This is a genomic window from Micromonospora sp. NPDC049102, assembly GCF_043197485.1.
In the GTDB taxonomy this organism is placed as follows: Bacteria; Actinomycetota; Actinomycetes; order Mycobacteriales; family Micromonosporaceae; genus Micromonospora.
Window position 1 is genome coordinate 61,816 of the sequence record NZ_JBICTE010000018.1, and the last position, 22,378, is coordinate 84,193.

Below are 22,378 nucleotides of genomic sequence, written 5' to 3' on the forward strand. Positions count from 1 at the left end.
GGGGCGTGGGGTGCGCGCGATCCGTGCACACCCCACACCCCGCCGGTTCGCCGCCCTGGGACGGTCAGAGCGTGAACACGAGGGTCGAGATGCTGCGTGCGCCGACGTTGATGGTGGCCTGTCCTCCGTTCACGCTTGTCGGCTGGCTGGCCGCGTTGGCGTTCTGTGAGGTCAGGTAGTACTCGGCCCTGCTGACGTTCTGCGGCGCCTGGATCACGGCGTTGTTGACCGCGCTGTTCGACCGGTTGAGGATGACCAGCGTGATCTTGCCGTCACCCTGGTAGGCCGTCACCTCCAGCGGGGACGCCTTGGAACTCTTGGTCAGGGCGATGCGCTGGTAGCCCGGCCGGACGTACTTCGCGTACTGCGAGAACGCGTACCCACGCTTGAGCGGCGTGCCGGCGGTGGTGCCGTAGGCAGCCTCGCCGTCGCCGATGAAGGAGTAGTAGCGCTTGCCGTACCACCAGATGTAGGCGCTCCAGTTGGCCTCCATCGACCTGTGCACCGTACGCATGATGTCGTCGAGCGTTTCGTTCCAGACGGCCAGGTTGCTGGGGTTGCCCCAGATGTTCGAGCCGCCGCCGTCCGCCGCGTGCAGGTTCCACTCGGTCATCCACACCGGCTTGTTGTGCGTCGCGGCCAGGGGGTACGGGGCCAGCCGCCCTGCGGACTCGGTGCCGTACAGGTGGCCGCCGATGTAACCGATGTTGTTCCGGGCGGTCGCGTCGTTGAGGGTCGGGTCGGTGTAGCCGTAGTTCAGGTTGACCGCCTCGGCCACCATCAGCTTGGTGTTCTGCACCTTCGCACCCTGGTCGCGGACGAAGGTGCGCAGCTCGGTGCCGCTCCAGTCCATCGAGTCGTAGTCGGGGTGCCAGTCCGGCTCGTTCTGCACGGACGTGACGTCGATGGTCACGCCCTGACCCCGCATGTACTGGACGTAGCTGTTCAGGTGGTTCGCGTAGTCGTCGTAGTAGTCGGTCTTCAGCTTGCCGCCGTTGGTCCTGCTGTTGTTGGTCTTCCAGGCCGCGGGCGCGGTCCACGGCGAGGCGAGGATCTTCACGTTCGACCCGTACGCCTTCGCGGTCTTCAACGAGTTGACGTGGGTCGCCCACTCGCTGGACTCCGGTGAGAGGCCGGTCCGCACGATGGACAGGCCGAGCTGGTTGGCGCCCAGCCCGACCAGCGTCTGGGTGTCGGTGGTCGACCAGGCGCTACCCCAGATCGACTGGGCGGCCCCGAAGCCGTCGACGGTCTGGTACCTGGTGGCGCTGGTCACCGTGATGTCCGCCGGTCCGTTGGGCGGCGGTGTGGTCGGGGGTGGCGTGGTCGGCGGCGGTGTGGTGGGCGGTGGGGTGGTCGGGGGCGCCGAGGTGGGCGGCGATGTCGTCGGTGTCGTGTCGCCGGTGCAGGTCACGCCGTTCAGCGCGAAGCTGGACGGGTCGGGGTTGCTGCCCGTCCACGAGCCGTTGAAGCCGAACGACGCGGTCCCGTTGGTCGGGATTGCGCCGTTGTAGCTGACGTTCTTGGCGGTGACCGCTGCGCCGCTCTGCGTCAGTGTCGTGTTCCAGGCCTGCGTGACGGTCTGGCCGGCGCTGTAGGTCCAGTTCAGCGTCCAACTGCCGACCGCGTCGCCGAGGTTGGTGATGGTGACGTTCGCGCCGAAGCCGCCCTGCCACTGCGATGACACGGCGTAGTTCACGGCACAGCCGGCGGCTGCGGCGCCGGCCGGCGCGGCCAGGGCGACCGCCGTCGACGCCACCAGGACGGCGCCTGCCGACATCAGGGCGGTGTTGGTTCGTTTTCTCATCAGACTTCTCCCGAGGTGGTGGTGGCCGACGCGTCCGGGCTGGTCGTTCGGGGGAGCGTCGGGCGGTACGTCGGGCATCGCCGGGAGCGCTCCCAGGCGTGCGACGGCGGGTGTCGGATGTCGGCTGTCCAGATCAGCCGGCCGGTCACCTCGACGTGTCTCGCGGCCGCCGAGTCCGGGGCTGCGCGAACAGTCGCGGAGGGGGCACCGGGGGAGCGCCGGTGCGGCGGCCGAAACGTCGACGCCGGACCGAGGCTCGCGTCGGCGGTGATGCGGGTGCGGCGACGCGAGGGTGACGGTGGCGGCGAACGGGTCCGGCGGGACTGCGGCACCCTCCTTTGTCGACCGGCTCGGCGGACGGCCGGGCGCTCTGCTCATTCGCGGGCCCGCGGGTGAGTGCCGCACTGCGAGCGCACGAAACAGTTTCTCGTAGCAAGGAATTTATTTCCTTCGATGCCCCCTTGTCAACGCCACATCCACCCCGCCCTAGCCAGCCCTCACCCGCCCCGCAGGGCCGGGGCGGTCGGGGGCTGCAAAAAACCTGCAAACGGCAGCTATTGCTTCAGGGAAAACGCTTTCCCTACGATTGCTGCACGTCGATGGTTTTCCCCGGATCGGCCCGGCACGCCTTGGAGCGTTGCCGGCCGTGTGCCGCTTGGCCAGCGGCTCTTCCTCAGGCGTCAGGGTGAGGATATTGCCGACGATCGATTAGTAATTGATTGTTGCCTATTCCGGGTTGCGTGACGGCGGTCATCCCGGACCGTCCGACATCGGCGCATCACTCGATTTCTTCGAAGGTGAGGCGAGATGAGACGAACAGTCGTACGGCGACTTCCGGCCGCGCTCGTGACGGTGGCCGTCGGGGTCGCGGCCGGCGTGGCCCTTCAGGGTCCCCGGCCCGCGGCAGCGGTGGGTGCCGCCACCGGCTACGCCACCCAGAACGGCGGGACCACCGGGGGAGCGGGAGGGCAGACGGTACGCGCCAGCACCGGCACCGCGATCCACGCCGCGCTCTGTGGGCGTGCCAGCAGCAGCACCCCGATCACCATCGAGGTCACCGGGACGATCAACCACGGCAACACCACCAAGGTCTCGGGTGCGAGCTGCAACACGGCGGACGGCGTGATCGAGCTGAAGCAGGTCAGCAACGTCACCATCATCGGGGTCGGTAGTGGAGCGGTCTTCGACCAGCTGGGCATCCACATCCGCGATTCCCGCAACATCATCATCCAGAACGTGACGGTCCGGAACGTCAAGAAGTCGGGGTCGCCGACCTCCAACGGTGGGGACGCCATCGGCATGGAGAGCACGGTCCGCAACGTGTGGGTCGACCACGTGACCCTGGAGGCGTCCGGCGGGGAGTCCGAGGGGTACGACGGCCTCTTCGACATGAAGGACGACACCCAGTACGTGACGCTGTCGTACAGCGTTCTGCGCAACTCCGGTCGTGGGGGCCTCATCGGGTCCAGTGAGAGCGACCTGTCGAACGGCTTCGTCACGTTCCACCACAACCTCTACCAGAACATCGACTCCCGCACGCCGTTGCTGCGCGGGGGCGTCGCCCACATCTACAACAACAGCTACGTGAGCCTCAACGAGTCGGGCATCAACTCCCGAGCCGGCGCCCGGGCCAGGGTGGAGAACAACCACTTCCGCGACTCGACGGACGTGCTGGGCACCTTCTACACCGACGAGCGCGGTTACTGGCAGGTCGGCGGCAACATCTTCGACAACATCACCTGGTCCACCCCCGGCAGCGAGAACTACCCCGCCGGCCCCAACCCGACGTCCACCACCACCGTCGGCATCCCGTACGCGTACCGCCTCGACGGCGCGAGCTGCGTCCCCAATGTCGTCGGTCAGACGGCGGGCGCCAACACGGGTCTGCGGGTGTCCGACGGAAGCTGCTCGGCGCAGACACCGCCGCCGACCACGGCCCCGCCCACCACGCCGCCCCCGACCACCGCACCGCCCACCACGCCGCCCCCGACCACGCCCCCGCCGGCCGGCGGGACGAACCTCAGCCTGGGCGCCGGCGCCGACGGCTCCAGCAAGGCCAGCGGAACCAGCTACGGGAACGTGCGCGACGGCGACATCAGTACGTACTGGTCGCCGGCCGGATCGACCGGCTCCATCTCGATCAAGTGGGGAACCGGCACCCGGGTCTCCCGCGTGATCATCCGGGAGCCCGCCGGAACCCAGGGTTCCATCGGGTCCTGGCAGCTCGTCAACCACGACACCGGCGCCGTCCTGGCCTCGGGGGCGGGCGCGGGCGCGATCAGCTTCGCCGCGACGACGCTGAGCAAGATAACCTTCAAGATCAACAGCTCCAGCGGTACGCCCCGGGTCGGCGAGTTCGAGACGTACGCCAGCTGATGCGGTGGTGAGCGGTATACTTCAGAGGTATGGATAATCCTCCGAGGAATATCGCTCCGGGGCATCGGCCATGGCAGCGGGGGCGGCGGGTCCTGGCCCGCCGCCCTCAATAACGCTCGGTGTCCACCTGCTCACTGTTAGCATGCGGCAATGTCCACAGGTGAACGGGGGATCCAGGCAGACGACAGCAGTCTCGCGGTGACCGACGCGGGCCGCCTGGCGGCCTTCAGCGACGGGGTGTTCGCCATCGTCATCACGCTGCTGGTGCTGGATCTGCGGGTGCCGGATTTCCACGAGGGCGGGCTGTCCGAAGGGCTTCTCGGTGAGGGGCCGTCATATCTGGCGTTCGTCGTGTCGTTCATCTACGTCGGCGTCCTCTGGCTGAATCATCACGCGGTGCTTCAACTGGTGCGGGGCACCACCCCCGCGTTCAGCTCGATCAACCTGGGCATCCTCTTCGGCGTGGTGATCATTCCGTTCCCCACCGCCGTCCTGGCATCGGCGTTGGCCGACGGCAACACCGACGACTTGCGAGTGGCCGTCGTCCTGTACGCGTTCGCCGCGTCGCTGATGTCGGCGCCCTGGTGGGTGCTCTTCGCCTACGTGCGTCGCCATCCGGCGCTGCGGGCCGACACCGTCACCCCGGACCAGGTACGGGTGCAGGAGCTTCGCCCGATCGTCGGCCTGGTTCTCTACGGTCTGACCGGTGTGCTCGGCTGGCTGGTGCACCCGCTCCTCGGTCTGATCGGCGTTGTCGTAATGATCATTTTCCATGGCGCCACCAGTCAGGGACTCCGCGCCGGGCGCTGGTGGCCCGGGCGTGGCTCCCGCCGATCCTGACCCCCGCCGTACCTCCGTTCACGCAGGTCGCGAGGCTGCGGCTATCTTTGCCCGCTTGGGGGAGATCGTCAGGGGGGAAGGGCATGAACGTCATCGGAGATCGGATGGCGGCGGCGTACGACGTCGCCTTCGAGGATCTGTGTGCGGCGACGCCGAAGGGCTACCACGCGCGGCGGGGCACCGCCCGTGCGGCGGTCACCCATGCGGGAGCGGCCACGCTGAACGTGGCGTACGACCTGTCGCCGACGCCGGATCTCGAGGCGCTCGACGAGATGGCGGCCGAGGTGGGCCGGCAGGTCGAGGCCTGGGCGATCATGGTCCGGGGCGACGCCGACAGCGCGGTGGTCGAGCTGGCCGCCCGCCACGGGCTCTCCGCGCGCAGCGCTCTGCCCCTGCTCGCCTGTACGGCGGACGAGCTGGTCTACCGGACCGACGAGGCGCAGCGCGAGCGCGTACGACGGGTCGGCGCGGCGGACAGTGACCGGTACGCAGACGTCCTCACCAGGGGCTTCGAGGCCCCGGACGGTCTGTTCGGGTCGTTGATGGGCGGCGCGGTCCTCGACGCCGAGCGCATCGACGGCTACCTGTACGAAGAGGACGGCCAGTTCCTCGGCACCGGTCTCGGCATGCACACCCGGGGTGTCGTCGGGGTGTTCAACATCGCTGTCGTCCCGAGCGCACGCGGTCGTGGCGTGGGGCGTGCGATCACCGAGGAGGTGCTGCGCGACGGCGTCGCCGCCGGCGCGGACGCGGCGTACCTCCAGTCGAGCGCGCTCGGCCGGCCTCTGTACGAGTCGATGGGCTTCCGCTTCCAGGAGAACTGGACGGCCCTGCATGCGTAGGCAGCGCCGCGAGGGTAGGCGCGACGGTGCACGACACACGACAGGGGGCACCGACCGTGAGCTTCAGCGAGGACGTCCGTTCGGCCTTCCGGTGTGGGGAGACCGACGCGGTGGTACGGATGAGTGCGGCGGAGATCGAGCGGGCCCGGGCCGTCGGCGACGCGGCGGGCGAGGTGGAGGCCCGCTACAGCATGGCCCGGGTGGCGATCCGTGGCGGTGACCTGCCGCTCGGGGAGGCGCGGGCGCGCGAGGCGCTCGACGTCGCGGTGCGCTCCGGCGACCGCGCGTTGCAGGAGCGACCCCGGCACGTGCTGGCCGCAGTGGCGCGGATGGCGGGCGACCTGACCCGGGCGCGGGACCTGTACCGCGAGAGCATTGCGCTGAACGAGACGCTGGGTCGGCCGGAGATCGTCAACTCCGGAACGCACAACCTGGCCTTCTGCGAGCTGGGCCTGGGCAACCTCGCGGAGGCGAGGAGGCTGTTCACCCTCAGCCGTACCCGAGTGTTCCGGAACGGCTGGGACGACTTCGTGCCGTACGTCTGCGTGGCGGGCGCGGCGCTCGCCTCCGCCGAGGGCGACCACCCACGGGCGGCGCTCATGGTCGGTCTGGCGGACGCGGCGTTCGCGGCCCTCGGCCAGGTACCGGACCCGGACGACGCGGCCGACCTCGCCGCCGCGCGTGACGCAGCGGTCGAGGCGCTCGGCCGCGACGACTACGCCGCCGCGTCAATTACCGGGAGCTTTCGATGGTCGACGCCACACCCGAGCGGCGGAGGGGCCGCCAGCTGCCGACGATGGAGGAGCTGCGGATCTGGCGGAACTTCGTCGAGACGACGGAGACGCGGACGCGCTCCTCCGCCCTCGCCGCGCACATCGGGTGGGAGCGGAGCCGGCTCTCGCACCACCTGGGCCGGATGGAACGACGCGGGCTCATCCGTCGCGAGGAGTGCGCGACCGTCCCGCGCGGGTCGCAGGTGCTCCTCACCCCGGTCGGGGCCGAGGCGTTCCAGCGGGCCACCTTCGGGCATCTGCGCACCATCCGGGAGCTGTTCGTCGACGCCCTCACTCCGGACCAGCTCCGCGCGGCCGGCGACATCGCGGCGGCGCTGCGCGAGCACCTCGGGCCGCGCGACGACGCGTAGTCCGCACGCGCCGCGTCGGCGCATGGAGGGCGACACATCGGGTACGCCGCTGCGGCCGTCGAGCCCGACGCCCGCCGCGCAGCACGAGGAGTACCGACATGTCGATCGCGGGTCGGGCGCGACTCGCGCCGAACGCCTCCCTGGTGCTGCTGGCGTCGATCCTCGTGTCGTTCCTGGCCGCCTCGGCGGCGCCGACCCCGCTCTACCGGATCTACCAGGAGCGCTGGCACTTCTCGCCGGTCACGACCACCGCCGTCTTCGCGGTCTACGCGCTCGCGGTGCTGGCATCCCTGCTCACCTTCGGCAAGCTCTCCGACCATGTCGGCCGGCGACCGGTCCTGGCCGCCGCGATCGCCGTGCAGATCCTCGCGCTGGTGGTCTTCATCCTCGCCAACGGTGTTCCCGCGCTGGTGGTCGCCCGCCTCGTGCAGGGACTCGCGGCGGGCGCCGCCACGGGAGCCGTCGGCGCGGCCATGCTCGACATCGACCGTGCCCGCGGCACGCTCGCGAACTCGATCGCCCCCGGTCTCGGCACCGGCAGCGGCGCCCTGCTCTCGGCGCTGCTCATCCGCTACCTACCCGCGCCGACCCGGCTTGTGTACGTCGTCCTCGTCGCGGTCCTACTGATCCAGGCCGTCGGGGTCGCGCTGATGCCGGAGACCGTGACGCGGATGGCGGGCGCGCGGCGTAGTCTACGACCGGAGATCAGGCTGCCGCGCCCCGTACGCGGGCCGGTGCTGGTCGTCGCTCCGGTGCTGTTCGCGGTCTGGGCGTTGGCTGGCTTCTTCGGCGCGCTCGGCCCGGCGCTCGTGCACAGTCTGATGGAACCGTCGATCGTGGTCGCCGGTCTGGTCCTCTTCGTCTTCGCGCTCTTCGGGTCGGTCGCTGTCCTGGTGCTGCGGGACACCCCGGCGCGGCGGGTGATCCTGACCGGGATCATCGCCCTCATCCTGGGCATGGTCGTCACGGTGGTCGCGGTCATGGCCGAGTCCGTACCCGGGTTCTTCGTCGGCCTCGCGCTCGGCGGCGTCGGCTTCGGCGGCGGGTTCCAGGGCAGCCTCAAGACGATCATGCCGCTGGTCGAGGCGCACGAACGCGCCAGCGTGCTGTCGCTGCTCTACGTCGTCTGTTACGTCGGGTTCGGCCTCCCCACCGTTATCGCCGGCTTTCTCGTGGTGTACGGCGGAGGGCTCCCACGGACGGCCGACGAGTACTCCGTCGCCGTCATCCTCCTCGCGCTCGTCGCCCTGTTCGGGCTGCGCCGGGCGACGCGGGCGGCACCCGGCTGATGCCCCGAACGCCGTACCTCGGCGAGGCGCAGGACGTAGCGTGGTGACCGTCGGTGGTGGTGCGAACGACCGGGAGATCGCGATGAGCCCGACGGCTGGCCGGGGCGACCCGAGCGTCGCGAACCTGGACGTCAAGGTCGAGGTGATCGTCGTCCCGGTGTCGGACGTCGACCGCGCCAAACGGTTCTACCAGGGCCTCGGCTGGCGACTCGACCAGACACCGCCCGGGATCGTCCAGTTCACGCCGCACGGCTCCGCGTGCTCGGTGCAGTTCGGCGCGCAGCTCAGGTCGGCGACGCCGGGCTCGTCGACGGCGTACCTCGTCGTGTCGGACATCGACGCGGCCCGCGACACGCTGGTCAGCGCCGGTGTCGACGTGGGTGCCGTCTTCCACGTGACGCCGGACGGGCCGGCCGACGGCCCCGACCCGGAGCGCCGTAGCTACGTCTCGCGCGCCACGTTCCGCGATCCGGACGGCAACACGTGGCTGATGCAGGAGATCACGACCCGGCTGCCGTAATCATCGAATGTATGCGGAGCCGATTGCCTGACGCGTGCCGTCGTCGTGTCTGTCGATCCGCAGCACGCTTCCGATCGGGCCGGGCCTCGGCCGATCGAGGTCGGGCCGCCGGGCGGCGGTGATCCCGCAGCTATCGACCGTTGCCTATTGCGTGACGCCGGAGTAATCTTCCCGAAACACATCGGACGTTTGGTCGTCCACGGGTCTGCCTACGACCTGCGCTGCACGGTCGGTGCCACCGCGCGGATCCACTATCGGGGGTCGTCGTTGTCGCGCTTGGGTGGCCGCATCGGTCACCGTTTGGAGGATCGATGTCAGACCTGACCCGGCGGCAGGCCCTCAAGATCGGCGCGGCCGGCGCGGGTGGCGCCCTGCTGCCGCTGCCGTGGACGGCGACCGCCAACGCCGACTCCGTCGCGCCGCCGCAGGTGCTGGCGGCCAACGACCTCGCCCTCTGGTACGACGAGGGCGCCGGCACGGACTGGCTGCGCGGCCTGCCGATCGGCAACGGTCGACTCGGCGCCATGGTGTTCGGCAACGTCGACACCGAGCGACTTCAGCTCAACGAGGACACCGTCTGGGCCGGCGGCCCGCACGACCCGAGCAACACCAGAGGTGCCGCCGCTCTGCCGGAGATCCGGCGACTGGTCAACGCGAACCAGTGGACCCAGGCCCAGGATCTGATCAACCAGACCATGATGGGCAACCCGGGCGGGCAGTTGGCGTACCAGACCGTCGGCAACCTCCGGCTCGCCTTCGGCTCGGCCAGCGGAGCGTCCCAGCACAACCGCATGCTCGACCTCACCACCGCGACCGCCACGACGTTGTACGTCCTGAACGGCATCCGCTACCAGCGTGAGGTCTTCGCGAGCGCGCCGGACCAGGTCATCGCGATGCGGCTGACCGCCGACCGCGCCACCTCGATCAATTTCACCGCCACCTTCGACAGCCCGCAGCGCACGACGGTGTCCAGTCCGGACGGCACGACGATCGGCCTCGACGGCGTGTCCGGCAGCCAGGAGGGCGTCACCGGTCAGGTCCGCTTCCTCGCCCTGGCCAACGCCACCGTCACCGGCGGCAGCGTGTCCAGCTCGGGCGGCACCCTGCGGGTCACCAACGCCACCAGCGTCGTCCTGTTGATCTCGATCGGCTCCAGCTACGTCAACTACCGCAACGTCGGTGGCGACTACGCGGGCATCGCGCGGCAGCGCCTGAGCGCGGCGCGCGCCTACAGCTACGACCAGTTGCGCACCCGGCACGTCGCCGACTATCAGGCGCTGTTCGGCCGGGTCACCCTGGACCTGGGCCGCACCTCCGCGGCCGACCAGACGACGGATGTCCGGATCGCCCAGCACAACAGCGTCAACGACCCGCAGTTCTCGGCGCTGCTGTTCCAGTTCGGCCGGTACCTGCTGATCTCGTCGTCGCGGCCGGGCACCCAGCCGGCGAACCTCCAGGGCATCTGGAACGACTCGCTGACCCCGTCCTGGGACTCGAAGTACACGATCAACGCCAACCTGCCGATGAACTACTGGCCGGCCAACACCACCAACCTCGCCGAGTGCCACAACCCGGTCTTCGACATGGTCAGGGAGCTCGCCGTCGCCGGAGCGCGGACCGCCCAGGTGCAGTACGGCTCGGCCAGTGGCTGGGTCACCCACCACAACACCGACGCGTGGCGGGCCACCGCGGTCGTCGACGGCGCGTTCTGGGGCATGTGGCAGACCGGTGGCGCCTGGCTGTCCACGTTGATCTGGGACCACTACCTGTTCAACGGTGACATCGAGTTCCTGCGGACGAACTACCCGGCCATGAAGGGCGCCGCGCAGTTCTTCCTCAACACCCTGGTGACCGAGCCGACCCTCGGTCACCTGGTGACCAACCCGTCGAACTCACCGGAGCTGAGCCACCACTCCAACGCCAGCGTGTGCGCCGGACCCACGATGGACAACCAGATCCTGCGGGACCTCTTCGACGGCGTCGCCCGCGCGAGCGAGATCCTCGACGTGGACAGCACCTTCCGGGCCCAGGTACGAGCCACCCGGGACCGCCTCCCACCGATGAAGGTCGGCTCGCGCGGCAACATCATGGAGTGGCTCTACGACTGGGTGGAGACCGAGCCCAACCACCGGCACATCTCGCACCTGTACGGGCTGGCTCCCAGCAACCAGATCACCAAGCGCGGCACCCCACAGTTGTTCGAGGCCGCCCGGCGGACCCTGGCGCTGCGCGGCGACGACGGCACCGGCTGGTCGCTGGCCTGGAAAATCAACTTCTGGGCGCGGATGGAGGAGGGCAAGCGGGCCCACGACCTGATCCGCTACCTCGCCACCACCGCCCGGCTCGCCCCCAACATGTTCGACCTGCACCCGCCCTTCCAGATCGACGGCAACTTCGGCGCCACCGCCGGCATCGCCGAGATGCTGCTCCAGAGCCACATCGGTGAGCTGCACATCCTGCCCGCGCTGCCGCCGGCCTGGCCCAGCGGACGGGTGACCGGCCTGCGGGGTCGTGGTGGGCACACGGTCAGCATCACCTGGGCGAGCGGCGCGGCCACCGAGGTCCTCGTGCGACCGGACCGTGCCGGCGCCGTCCGGCTGCGGTCGCGGTTCCTGACCGGCACCGTCAGCGTCGTCGACACCGCCGACGGGACGTCGCCCCGGGTCACCCGGATCGAGTCCGACCTGGTCGAGGTGACCGTGCAGGCGGGACGCACCTACCGGGTGAGCAGCACGGGTGTCGCCACGCCGACGCTGGAGCAGAGCTTCACCAACGCGGGTATCACCAACGACAGCAACACCAACGTCGGCAACTTCGACGGCAACGGGGCCTCCCTCTCGGCGCAGGCCCTGGCGCAGGCCGGTGCCAGCCCGGGCAGCACGGTGAGCCGCAACGGTGTGAACTTCCGCTGGCCCAACGTCAGCCCCGGCACGGCCGACAACGCCATCGCCTCGGGCCAGACCATCGGCATCAGCGGCACCGGCAGCACCCTCGGCTTCCTGATCACCGGCACCTACGGCGCGGTCTCGGGGACCGGCACGGTGGTGTACGCGGACGGCACCCGCCAGACGTTCACGCTCAGCACGCCCGACTGGTACGGCGGTCCGCAGTCCGGCGCGACCGCCGCCGTCGTGTCCGCGTACCAGAACCGGCCCAACAACGGTCGCCAGGCCACGGCGGCCTGCGTCTACTACGTGGGCGTCGCGCTGCAGAGCAAGGCGGTGACCCAGGTCGTGCTGCCCAACATCAGCGCACGGGCCGCGGCGAACGTGCCGACGATGCACGTCTTCGCCATCGCGATCGGGTCCTGACACCGGCTCGCGCCGCGTCGCCGGTGACGGCACGGTCACCGGCGGCGCGGCGTGATCAGTCCCGATTCGTACGCCCACACGACCAACTGGGCGCGGTCCCGGCAGTGCAGTTTCGTCATCGCCCGGTTGACGTGCGTCTTGGCGGTCAACGGACTGATCACCATCCGCAGGGCGATCTCGTCGTTCGTCAGCCCTCGGGCGACCAGCTCGACGATCTCCTGCTCGCGGGCGGTCAGCACGTCCCGACCGGCGGCCGGCACCGCGGGCGGTGGCCCGGCCACGAACTCGCTGATCAGCGTACGGGTCACGGCCGGCGCGAGCAGCGCGTCGCCACGGGCCACGACGGCGACGGCCTGCAACAGGTCGGCCGGGTCGGCGTCCTTGAGGAGGAACCCGCTCGCCCCCGCGCGGAGTGCGGCGAATACGTAGGAGTCGAGCCCGTAGTTGGTCAGGATGAGGATGCGGATCGCGGCGAGGTCGGGGTCGGCGGCGATGCGTCGGGTCGCCTCGATCCCGTCGAGTCCGGGCATCTGCACGTCCATCAGCACGACATCCGGGCGCAGACGTCGCGCGAGTTGTACGGCCTGGTGTCGACGGAGACCGGCGGGTGGCCCGTACTCGATCCGCTCACCTACGGCCAGCCGGCGGCGGTGCCCTGGTCCCGGTTCGACCGGACGTTCACCCTGGTCCTCGATCGTGGCCTGGACCTGCGCGGACTGCTCCCGCGGTACGCCCACACCGTCAACGGCGCGGCCGCTCCGGACATCCCGCCGCAGGTCGTCCGCCGAGGGGACGTCGTCCGGTTCACGATCGTCAACCGGTCGCAGACCGTGCACCCGTGGCACCTGCACGGCCATCACGTCCTCGTGCTGTCCCGTGATCGTCGGCCGGCGGCCGGAAGTCCGCTCTGGCTGGATTCGTTCGACGTCCGGCCCGGCGAGGTGTGGGAGGTGGCGTTCCGAGCCGACAACCCGGGGATGTGGGCCAACCACTGCCACCACCTGGGGCACGCCGACGCCGGGATGATGCTGCACCTCGTGTACTCGTGAGCACCGGTGCGCACGGTCCGGCCCCCGTCGCGTGGCGGCGGGGGCCGGACCGTGCGGTGTGGTGGAGAGTGCGTCAGCTGGTGCGACAGGTGATCGTCGGCCAGGTCCAGTTGCCGTTGGCCATGACCGTGATGCCGAAGTTGTTGCCGTTGCCGTTCGGCCGGGCCGTCACGGTCCCGCTGGTGCCGCTGACGGACGCGTTCCAGCTGTTCTGGATGCTCTGACCGCCGTTGAGGCCGAGGCTGACGATCCAGTTGCTGGTGCCGCTGACCGCGACGTTCAGGTTGAACCGGTCACCCCACTGCTGGCCGGCGGAGAGCGTCGCGGTGCAGTTGCCGCCGCCCGGGTTGTCGGTGGTGGGTCCGGAGGTCGGCCCGGAGGTCGGGTTGCCGCCGCCACCCTCCTGCACTGTCACGTCGGAGCTGCCGGCGCTCTGGTAGCCCTCGGTGGCCATGATCTGGTAGGCGTGGTTTGTGCCGAGGTTCAGGCCGGCGCGGGCCCAGGCGTCGAAGTGGTTGGCGGTGGTGATGGTGCCACTCGAGCGCTTGTTCTGACGGACGCTCCAGTACTGGTAGAACGTCTGGTTGCCGTCGATCGACGGGGCGTTGGTCCGCAGGCTGCGCAGGATGTCGTAGGTGCCGCCGTCGGTGGTGACCGTGCCCAACCGGGTGGCGCCGTTGCTCGGGTTGTAGCTGCCGAAGTTCTCCACCACGTAGTACTCGATGAGCGGGTTGCGCGTCCATCCGTACAGGGCGAGGTACGTGTTGTTGTTCCCCGGGTTGTAGTTGGCCGAGTAGCTGACCGTCCGCCGCGAGCCGGTGGCCCAGCCCTTGCCGCCGACCCAGTTGTTGGTGCTCCGGTCCCAACTGCTGGAGTACCGGCCGTTTTCGCGCAGCGTCATGCTGGCGTTGCCGCCGTCCTTCCAGAACGAGAAGTAGTAGCCGTTGTGCGTGCCGGTCAGGCTCGAGGTGAGCGTCCGGTCGGCCTCGGCGTACGCGCTGGTGGCCGTGACCGTGCCGGTGACGGCCAGGACGACCGCACAGGCGGCGCCGAGGAGCAGCCGCAAGCGGCCGCGCCTCGGCGCTGCGGTGGGGGTGTGCTCGGTGTCGATCATTGAGGTGTTTCCTCCTCGTCACGGCTGGCACGAGGCCAGCGGTGCGGTACGACCCGTTCGGCTGTCGGGTGTTCGTGACGGCCACGGCGTCGTACCGCGTGGTGGTGGTGGACCGGATGTCCCGCACGACGACCGGAGGCGGCAGTAGCGGTGCGAGCGGCGGCGGCAATTGAATGCCGTCGATGTGGACGGTATTGAGCCAGTCGTCCACTTGTCAATATTTTCCGGAAGGGTGACGGCAGCGGTGAACCCGTCGCCATGCTCGCGACGAAAAGCGTCTGTCGAGGTCAGAAGTCGATCAGAGGGGGCGGCCGGGCCGCTGCCGACCGGCCGGCCCGGCGGCAACATCTGATGAATGTTGCTCGGAACTTCCGGAGACTTTCCGGACCTGCCGCCGGCTGAACCGGAGGTGAAAGGTGCGCCACGCCGACGCGCCGGTGCCCGAAACTTGATTCGTTCCAAAAAAGTGAGCTAGTGTGCAGCGCGTGGTGCCCGACCTCGAAGCGCAGCTGAGAGGGGTCTCGTTGCGAGTGACGCGACCCCGGCTTGCCGTGCTCGCTGTTCTGCGGGATCACCCCCACGTCGACACCGACACGGTGATCGCGCTGGTCCGGGCGGAGCATCCCACCATCTCCCACCAAGCGGTCTACGACGTGCTGCGCGCGCTCACCGACGCGGGTCTGGTGCGGCGCATCCAGCCCGCCCGCGCGACCGCCCGCTACGAGTCACGGGTGGGGGACAACCACCACCATGTCGTGTGCCGCTCCTGCGGCGCCATCGCCGACGTCGAGTGTGCCGTCGGCCACGCACCCTGTCTCACCGCCTCGAACGACCACGGCTTCGTGGTCGACGAGGCGGAGGTCGTCTACTGGGGCATCTGCCCCGATTGCGCAGCCGACCGCACCTCCCAGCGATCCGCCAGTTCGGAAGGAAGTACATGAGCGACACCCAGGACAACGGCCCCATCAGCGCGCAGGGCGTGGACCAGAAGGCCGCGGCCGGCTGCCCGGTCGCGCACGACTCGGTCACCGCGCAGGGCAGTGAGAGCGAGAACCCGGCGATCGACTCGCCGACCCCGAAGACCGGTGGTCGTCCGCGCACCAACCGGGACTGGTGGCCCAACCAGCTCGACCTCTCGGTCCTGCACGCCCACTCGTCCAAGGGCAACCCGCTCGGACCGGACTTCAGCTACGCCAAGGAGTTCGCCAAGCTCGACGTCGAGGCCCTCAAGCGGGACATCACCGAGGTCCTCACCACCTCGCAGGACTGGTGGCCGGCCGACTTCGGCCACTACGGCGGTCTGATGATCCGGATGAGCTGGCACGCCGCGGGCACCTACCGCATCGAGGACGGCCGCGGTGGCGCCGGCGACGGCGGCCAGCGGTTCGCCCCGCTCAACAGCTGGCCGGACAACGCCAACCTGGACAAGGCCCGTCGCCTGCTGTGGCCGGTCAAGCAGAAGTACGGCCAGCAGATCTCCTGGGCCGACCTGCTGGTGCTCGCCGGCAACGTGGCCCTGGAGTCGATGGGGTTCAAGACCTTCGGCTTCGGCTTCGGTCGTGAGGACGTGTGGGAGCCCGAGGAGATCTTCTGGGGCCCGGAGGACACCTGGCTGGGCGACGAGCGGTACTCCTCCGAGAAGGAGATGGCGGCCGGCGTCGGCTCGACCGAGATGGGCCTCATCTACGTCAACCCGGAGGGCCCCCGCGGCAACGCGGACCCGGCCGCGGCGGCGCACTTCATCCGCGAGACCTTCGGCCGGATGGCGATGAACGACGAGGAGACCGTCGCCCTCATCGCCGGTGGTCACACCTTCGGCAAGACCCACGGTGCCGGTGTCGCCGACAACCACGTGGGCCCGGAGCCCGAGGGTGCCCCGATCGAGGCGCAGGGCCTGGGCTGGCTGAGCACCCACGGCACCGGCAAGGGCGCCGACGCGATCACCAGTGGCCTCGAGGTGACGTGGACCGACGTGCCGACGCAGTGGAGCAACCGCTTCTTCGAGATCCTGTTCGGGTACGAGTGGGAGCTGACCACCAGCCCCGGTGGCGCGAAGCAGTGGGTCGCCAAGGACGCCGAGGAGATCATCCCGGACCCGTTCGACCCGTCGAAGAAGTACAAGCCGACGATGCTCACGACCGACCTGTCGCTGCGCGTCGACCCGGCGTACGAGAAGATCTCGCGCCGCTTCCTGGAGAACCCGGACCAGTTCGCGCTGGCCTTCGCCAAGGCCTGGTACAAGCTGCTGCACCGCGACATGGGTCCGATCGAGCGCTTTCTCGGACCGTGGGTCGCCGAGCCGCAGCTGTGGCAGGACCCGGTACCGGCCGTCGACCACGAGCTGGTGGGCGACGCCGACATCGCCGCCCTCAAGGCGAAGGTCCTCGACTCGGGCCTCACGGTCGAGCAGCTGGTCTCCACCGCCTGGGCCTCCGCCGCGAGTTTCCGCCACACCGACAAGCGCGGCGGCGCCAACGGCGCGCGCATCCGCCTGGAGCCGCAGCGCAGCTGGGAGGTCAACCAGCCGGAGCAGCTGGCGACCGTCCTGAGCACGCTGGAGGGCATTCAGCAGGAGTTCAACGCCGCCGGCGGGGCGAAGGTCTCGCTCGCCGACCTGATCGTGCTGGCCGGCTCGGCCGCCGTCGAGAAGGCGGCGCGCGACGGAGGTGTCGAGGTGACCGTGCCGTTCCGGCCGGGCCGCACCGATGCCACCCAGGAGCAGACCGACGTCGACTCCTTCCGGGTCCTCGAGCCGCGCGCGGACGGCTTCCGCAACTACCTGCGCGCCGGCGAGAAGACCCAGCCGGAGGTGCTGCTCATCGACCGCGCCTACATGCTGAACCTGAGCGCACCGGAGATGACCGTCCTCGTCGGCGGCCTGCGCGCGCTCGGGAACAACGTCGGCAGTGCGTCGCACGGCGTCCTCACCGACCGGCCCGGCGTGCTCACCGGGGACTTCTTCGCCAATCTGCTCTCCCCGGGCACCCGGTGGAAGGCGTCGGAGTCCGACGAGCACGTGTACGAGATCCGGGACCTGGCCACCGACGAGGTGAAGTGGACCGCCACGGCGGTCGACCTCATCTTCGGCTCCAACTCCCAGCTGCGCGCCCTCGCCGAGGTCTACGCCAGCCAGGACGCGCGCGAGAAGTTCGTGCGGGACTTCGTCGCCGCGTGGACCAAGGTCATGGAGCTCGACCGGTTCGACATCGCCTGATCCTGCGTCACCTGACGAGCCCCGGCCGCGATCGGCCGGGGCTCGTTCGCGTCGCGCGCCGCAGGTCTCTCGGGACCGATCGGTCGGCGGCGCGCGGCTGCAGAGGGCGGAAACCGTCGGAGGAGTTTGCGATGCTGTGCCCGTCGATGAGCCCGACAGCACCTCACGCAAAGGAGCACCGCGATGGCGAAGGTCATCTCCACGCTGTTCATCTCGGCCGACGGCGTCGCCGAGATCGACCCCGACTGGCACTTCCCGTACTTCGACGAGAACATGGGCCGCGCCGTCACCGAGGACTACGACACGTCCGACGTGCTGCTCATCGGTCGGGTCACCTACGACAGCTTCGCCGGCGCCTGGCCCGACCGGGAGGCCGCGGGTGGCGAGGACGCCGGGTTCGCCAAGCAGCTCGGTGACGTCCGCAAGGTCGTCGTCTCCCGCCAGCCGCTGGACTTCTCCTGGCGCAACTCCGAGCTGATCGCCGGCGATCTCCCCGAGGCCGTCGCCGCGCTCAAGGCCGACTCCGGGATCAAGGGCATCCTCATCCCCGGGTCGATCGCGGTCGTGCAGCAGCTCCTCGCCGCCGGCCTGGTCGACGAGCTGCGTCTGCTGGTGCACCCGGTGGCGGCGCGCAAGGGCCGCCGGCTCTTCGACGACGGCGATTCGCCGTACCACCTGCGGGTCGTCTCGACCGAGGCCTTCCCGACGGGCGTGCTCCGCGTGATCTACGCGCCGACCGAGGCACCCGGCGCGGTCGGCTACGACGAGGTCGTCGACCGGGTGCCCGCCGGCAACTGAGTCGTGCCGGCCCCGCCGCCCGCGGGCGACGGGGCCGGCACGATCTGGTCGGAACGGCTCGCTGTCGGTCAGGCGACCGTGCAGGTCGCGCCGTTGAGGGTGAACGAACTCGGCTGGGCGGTGTTGCCGGTGTGCGTGGCCTGGAAGCCGACGGTCACCGAGCCGTTGGGCGGGATGCTGGCGTTGTAGGACGCGTTGCGGGCCGTCACCTGGCCGGACGTGGGGGAGTAGGTCGCGTTCCAGCCCGAGGTGATGCTCTGTCCGCCGGGAAGGGTGAAGACGAGCGACCAGCCGTTGACCGCGCTGGTGCCGGTGTTGGTGATGGTGATGTTCTCGGTGAGGCCGCTGTTCCAGGCGTTGATGGCGACGCCCACCCGGCACGCTCCGGAACTCGGCGGCGGTGTGGTCGGGTTGGGCGGCGGGGTCGTCGGGTTCGGCGGCGGCGTGGTCGGGTTCGGCGGGGTGGTCAGGCCGAAGAAGGCGACCGCGACAGCGGCCATGCCGCCGGACGGCAGGCTGTGGCCCGCGCCCTGGATGCTGTACGCCTCGACCTGGACGGTTCCGTTGGCGTCGGCGTACCGGCGGCGGTTCCAGTTGGCCTGCGGCGTGTCGGTGGAGGTCGGTGTCTGGCTGAGCCCGAACACGTTGGTCCACTGCTCGATCGTCTCCTGAAGCAGCGAGTACGGTACGAGGGTGTCGCTGGTGCCGTGCCACAACTGCACCCGGGGACGGGGACCGGAATAGCCGGGGTAGGCCCCGCGCACGGCGTCACCCCACTGCTGCGGGGTCCGGTTCATGTTCCCGCCGGTGCACTGGCTGCTTCCGGGCGGATAGTCCGCCGCGTTGGCGAAGCAGTTGTAGGGGACTCCCATGAACGCCGCGCCGGCCTTGAACACGTCGGGGTACAGGGCGAGCATGTGGTTGGTCATCATGCCACCGGACGAGCTGCCGGTGGCGTACACCCGGTCGGGGTCGCCACCGTACTGCTGCTGCGCGTAGCGGATCATCGAGATGATCGACACGGGATCGCTGCCGCCGTTGCGGCGCTTGGCGGCGTCCGACCAGGTGTCGAAGCAGTTGCCGAAGCCGGCCTGCTGGGTCGCGCTCGGGTAGATCACGATGAACCCGTACCGGTCTGCCTGGGCGGCGAACTCGCTGCCGGAGTAGAAGCCGGGGCCGGACCCACCACAGCCGTGCATGGCCACCACGATCGCCGGCTTGGCCGGGCGGGCGTCCGGCACGTAGACGTGCATGCGCATCCGGCCCGGGTTGTCGCCGAAGGTGGTCACCTCGGTGAGTGAGGCGGCGTACGCGGGTTGGAGCGCGGGGGCCACCAGGCCGGCGGCCACCAGTGACGTGACCAGGCCGAGCAGCAGTTTCCTTCGAATCTTCACGGGGATGACTCCTTCGATCGCCTGTGCGGGGTGGGTGTGGTCGCGCGCGCTGTGCGGTCACGGGTGCGCCCGACTCCCCGTGGTGATCGCGCCTCGCCCACTACGTGTGCTCGCCCTGTGCCCGGCTGCGTACGGCGTCGCGTAGCAGATAGTGTTCCTCGCGGTCGCCAAAGTGTCAATCGATGTATCTCGATCAAAGCGCGATGACGTCGACACCGCTGCCCGGACGGCCCGTCTAGAGTCGGTGCACCCGTCCCTGAATCGAGCCGGGAGCGCCTGTGGCAGACCCCTTCACCATCGAGGAGATCTATCCCGACCACGGGGACGACCCCCCGCGACTGCCTCGGCGGCAGTCCGGCAGCTCCCCGCAGGACCTCGCGGTGACCCTGCTGGCCGACTACACGTTGCGGACCCGTGCGCGGGTTCCGTCCGCGGCCCTCGTCGCGCTGCTGGCCGAATCCGGTGTGAGTACGGCCGGGGCGCGCGCGGCGATCAGCCGGCTGGCCCGTCGCGCCGTGCTGGAGGGCAGCCGCGAGGGACGGCGGAGCTCCTACCGGCTGAGCCGTGCCGCCGCCGCGAACCTGTCCAGCGGCGGGAGTTGGATCCTGGCCGCCACCACGGAGGTGACCGCGTGGGACGGCTGCTGGACCATCGTCGCCTTCTCGCTGCCGCAGGATCGCGGCGCGCAGCGGCGGGCCCTGCGCGGTCAGCTCCGCTGGCTCGGGTACGCGCCCCTGTACGACGGACTGTGGATCTCGCCGTACGAGCTGGGTGCGCAGGGCAGGGCCCAGCTCGCCCGGTTCGCCCCGGGCGCCGTGACGGTGTTCCGCGGGCGACAGGCAGACCTCGACGCCATCGCCCAGCGCGCACCGATCGACGCCTGGGACGTCGAGGCGATCAGCCGGCACTACGAGGAGTTCCTACGACGATGGACGCCCCTGGTGCCGCAGGTGCGTTCCGGTGGCGTCGACGGCGCGGCGGCGGTGCGGACGCGTACCGAGGTCATGGACACCTTCCGCCGCTTTCCCACCCTCGACCCCCGACTGCCCCTGGACCTCCTGCCGGCCGGATGGTCGAGACGGCCGGCGCGGGAGCTCTTCGAGACCGTCTACGACGGCCTCGCCGCACCCGCCGAGCGGCACGTCCGGGCGGTCGTCGCCCGGTTCGCCGAGGACGCGCAATCCGGCATCCGGGCGCACACCGCCGCCGACATCCTGGCCGGCGTACGCGGCGCGGAGGCGGCCGAGGCGGCCCGGGGCTGCGCCTCCTGACCGGCGTCGGCCGGTACGCGCCTCGCCACCCGGATGTGTACCTTGTGGAGGACGCGCGGCGACGGGGAGGTCGGATGACGTCACACGGCGGGAACCCTTCGGCCACCGACCGGATCGACACGTCGGTCGCGCACCCGGCGCGCAGATACAACTACCTGCTGGGCGGCAAGGACAACTTCGCCGCGGACCGGGCGTCCGGTGACGCCCTCGCGGCGGCGATGCCCACCATCCGGCTCGCCGCGGTCGAGAACCGGATGTTCCTGCAACGCGCGGTGCGTTTCCTGGCGCGGCGTGGTGTCCGACAGTTCCTGGACATCGGGACCGGCATCCCGACCGCCGACAACACCCACGAGGTCGCGCAGGCCGTCGACCCGTCAGCCCGTGTCGTCTACGTCGACAACGACCCGATCGTGCTCGCCCACGCCCGCGCCCTGCTGTCCTCGACCACCGAGGGTCGGACGGCGTATCTCGACGCCGATCTGCGGGAGCCGGCCGAGATCCTCGCCCATCCGGAACTGCGGGCGACGCTAAACCTGACCCAGCCCGTCGCGCTGATGCTGGTGGCCATCCTGCACTTCATCCGCGACGACGAGGACCCCAAGGGCATCCTCGACCGACTCGTCGCCGCGCTGCCGTCCGGCAGCTACGTGGTCGCCTCGCACGTGACCTGGGAACATCTGCCGCCCGCTGTCACCGCCGAGCTGGATGCCAACAACCGAGACGGCCGCTTCCAGGCCCGGAGCACCGAGCAGTTCGCGGCACTCCTCAAGGGCCTGGACCTCGTCGAGCCGGGCATCGTCTCCGTGGCACACTGGCACGCCGACGACGCGCCACAGCCGCGCCCGTCCGTGCGGGACGTGTCGTTCAACGGCGCGGTCGCCCGGGTCCTCTGACAACGACGGCCGTCGCCGACGTCGGCGGGGCGATCGCTCAGCGGGTCTTCTTCGTCGGCCGTTTGCGCGGCGGGGTCAGCAGGTCGGCTATCGCCGCGATCGCCGACGGCACGATGCGGTAGTACGCCCAGACACCGCGCTTCTCACGCTCGATCAGACCGGCCTCGGTGAGGATCCGCAGGTGATGGCTCACGGTCGGCTGAGAGAGGTTGAGTGGCGCGGTGAGGTCGGTGACCGAGGCCTCGCCCTCCGGGGCGGCCTGGATCAGACTGAGCAGTCGCAGTCGGGCCGGATCGGCGAACGCCTTCAGCACTCCAGCGAGGCGTTCGGCGTCGGCGCGCTTGATCGGCTCGCCGGCAAGAGGCGAGATGGCAGGCATGGCGGTATTGGCAGTTCCCACGACAGTCATCGTTCCACCTACCTGTGGATTCGAGTGGCCGAACCGGACAAATCGCCGGACCGATGATGTGCTCCTCACGACACCAGCGCGTGCCGGCCACAGCGACGCGCTCCCCG

19 protein-coding genes are annotated in these 22,378 nt (G+C 70.0%); 14 read left to right on the top strand and 5 right to left on the bottom strand.

Translation table 11 applies throughout. The annotated features are described in order from the left end of the window. Positions 1–64 precede the first annotated feature (64 nt). Positions 65–1,807, bottom strand: a complete 1,743-nt coding sequence (locus ACGFH9_RS18605; RefSeq protein WP_393220636.1) for a cellulose binding domain-containing protein — start codon at positions 1,805–1,807, stop codon at positions 65–67. A gap of 807 nt (positions 1,808–2,614) precedes the next feature. Here ACGFH9_RS18605 and ACGFH9_RS18610 point away from each other — a divergent pair. The 7 genes from ACGFH9_RS18610 (at position 2,615) to ACGFH9_RS18640 (ending at position 12,129) form a co-directional block, all read left to right on the top strand. Next, on the top strand, positions 2,615–4,183 hold the full coding sequence (locus ACGFH9_RS18610; protein WP_393220639.1) for a polysaccharide lyase family 1 protein: 1,569 nt from the start codon (positions 2,615–2,617) through the stop codon (positions 4,181–4,183). Between the two features lie 150 nt (positions 4,184–4,333). Beyond that, positions 4,334–5,023, top strand: coding sequence for a TMEM175 family protein (locus ACGFH9_RS18615; RefSeq protein WP_393220642.1), 690 nt, complete (start codon positions 4,334–4,336; stop codon positions 5,021–5,023). 83 nt (positions 5,024–5,106) lie between these two features. Further along, a complete protein-coding gene (locus ACGFH9_RS18620) occupies positions 5,107–5,865 on the top strand; it encodes a GNAT family N-acetyltransferase (RefSeq protein WP_393220645.1) in 759 nt (252 codons plus the stop codon). 748 nt (positions 5,866–6,613) lie between these two features. Beyond that, entirely contained in the window at positions 6,614–7,009 is a 396-nt protein-coding gene (locus ACGFH9_RS18625) for a MarR family winged helix-turn-helix transcriptional regulator (protein ID WP_393220647.1), read from the top strand. 98 nt (positions 7,010–7,107) lie between these two features. Continuing rightward, complete coding sequence (locus tag ACGFH9_RS18630; RefSeq protein ID WP_393220650.1) at positions 7,108–8,298, top strand: MFS transporter; 1,191 nt, start codon at positions 7,108–7,110, stop codon at positions 8,296–8,298. Between the two features lie 40 nt (positions 8,299–8,338). Next, the gene (locus tag ACGFH9_RS18635) at positions 8,339–8,818 is read left to right on the top strand and encodes a VOC family protein (RefSeq protein WP_393220654.1); all 480 of its coding nucleotides are present in this window, start codon (positions 8,339–8,341) and stop codon (positions 8,816–8,818) included. A 311-nt stretch (positions 8,819–9,129) separates the two neighbouring features. Further along, on the top strand, positions 9,130–12,129 hold the full coding sequence (locus tag ACGFH9_RS18640) for a glycoside hydrolase N-terminal domain-containing protein (RefSeq protein WP_393220657.1): 3,000 nt from the start codon (positions 9,130–9,132) through the stop codon (positions 12,127–12,129). 35 nt (positions 12,130–12,164) lie between these two features. On the opposite strand, the gene ACGFH9_RS18645 is transcribed toward ACGFH9_RS18640, so the two are convergent. After that, complete coding sequence (locus ACGFH9_RS18645; protein WP_393220750.1) at positions 12,165–12,770, bottom strand: response regulator; 606 nt, start codon at positions 12,768–12,770, stop codon at positions 12,165–12,167. Here ACGFH9_RS18645 and ACGFH9_RS18650 point away from each other — a divergent pair. Further along, positions 12,717–13,178 (top strand): multicopper oxidase domain-containing protein, encoded by a 462-nt coding sequence (locus ACGFH9_RS18650; RefSeq protein WP_393220659.1) that lies wholly within the window; start codon positions 12,717–12,719, stop codon positions 13,176–13,178. The two genes, ACGFH9_RS18645 and ACGFH9_RS18650, sit on opposite strands and share 54 nt — an antisense overlap. A 73-nt stretch (positions 13,179–13,251) precedes the next feature. On the opposite strand, the gene ACGFH9_RS18655 is transcribed toward ACGFH9_RS18650, so the two are convergent. Next, positions 13,252–14,292 (bottom strand): glycoside hydrolase family 11 protein, encoded by a 1,041-nt coding sequence (locus ACGFH9_RS18655; protein WP_393220662.1) that lies wholly within the window; start codon positions 14,290–14,292, stop codon positions 13,252–13,254. Between the two features lie 41 nt (positions 14,293–14,333). On the opposite strand from ACGFH9_RS18655, the gene ACGFH9_RS18660 reads away from it, so the two are divergent. From ACGFH9_RS18660 to ACGFH9_RS18675, 4 genes are all read left to right on the top strand, one after another. Then, the gene (locus tag ACGFH9_RS18660; RefSeq protein WP_393220665.1) at positions 14,334–14,465 is read left to right on the top strand and encodes a hypothetical protein; all 132 of its coding nucleotides are present in this window, start codon (positions 14,334–14,336) and stop codon (positions 14,463–14,465) included. 312 nt (positions 14,466–14,777) lie between these two features. Then, positions 14,778–15,233: a Fur family transcriptional regulator gene (locus ACGFH9_RS18665; protein WP_355240227.1), complete on the top strand. Its 456-nt coding sequence runs from the start codon at positions 14,778–14,780 to the stop codon at positions 15,231–15,233. Continuing rightward, positions 15,230–17,506, top strand: coding sequence for a catalase/peroxidase HPI (gene katG, locus ACGFH9_RS18670; protein WP_393220668.1), 2,277 nt, complete (start codon positions 15,230–15,232; stop codon positions 17,504–17,506). Before ACGFH9_RS18665 ends, katG begins: the two co-directional genes overlap by 4 nt. Positions 17,507–17,689: 183 nt before the next feature. Further along, positions 17,690–18,304 (top strand): dihydrofolate reductase family protein, encoded by a 615-nt coding sequence (locus tag ACGFH9_RS18675; protein WP_393220671.1) that lies wholly within the window; start codon positions 17,690–17,692, stop codon positions 18,302–18,304. Positions 18,305–18,372: 68 nt separating this feature from the next. Here ACGFH9_RS18675 and ACGFH9_RS18680 read toward each other — a convergent pair whose 3' ends face one another. Further along, the gene (locus tag ACGFH9_RS18680) at positions 18,373–19,698 is read right to left on the bottom strand and encodes a PHB depolymerase family esterase (protein WP_393220673.1); all 1,326 of its coding nucleotides are present in this window, start codon (positions 19,696–19,698) and stop codon (positions 18,373–18,375) included. Positions 19,699–19,976: 278 nt separating this feature from the next. Here ACGFH9_RS18680 and ACGFH9_RS18685 point away from each other — a divergent pair, with 278 nt between their 5' ends. Together ACGFH9_RS18685 and ACGFH9_RS18690 are read left to right on the top strand one after the other, a co-directional pair. Beyond that, entirely contained in the window at positions 19,977–20,969 is a 993-nt protein-coding gene (locus tag ACGFH9_RS18685) for a PaaX family transcriptional regulator C-terminal domain-containing protein (protein WP_393220676.1), read from the top strand. Between the two features lie 74 nt (positions 20,970–21,043). Further along, entirely contained in the window at positions 21,044–21,862 is an 819-nt protein-coding gene (locus tag ACGFH9_RS18690; protein WP_393220678.1) for an SAM-dependent methyltransferase, read from the top strand. 37 nt (positions 21,863–21,899) lie between these two features. Here ACGFH9_RS18690 and ACGFH9_RS18695 read toward each other — a convergent pair whose 3' ends face one another. Then, a complete protein-coding gene (locus ACGFH9_RS18695) occupies positions 21,900–22,271 on the bottom strand; it encodes an ArsR/SmtB family transcription factor (RefSeq protein ID WP_393220682.1) in 372 nt (123 codons plus the stop codon). Positions 22,272–22,378 lie beyond the last annotated feature (107 nt).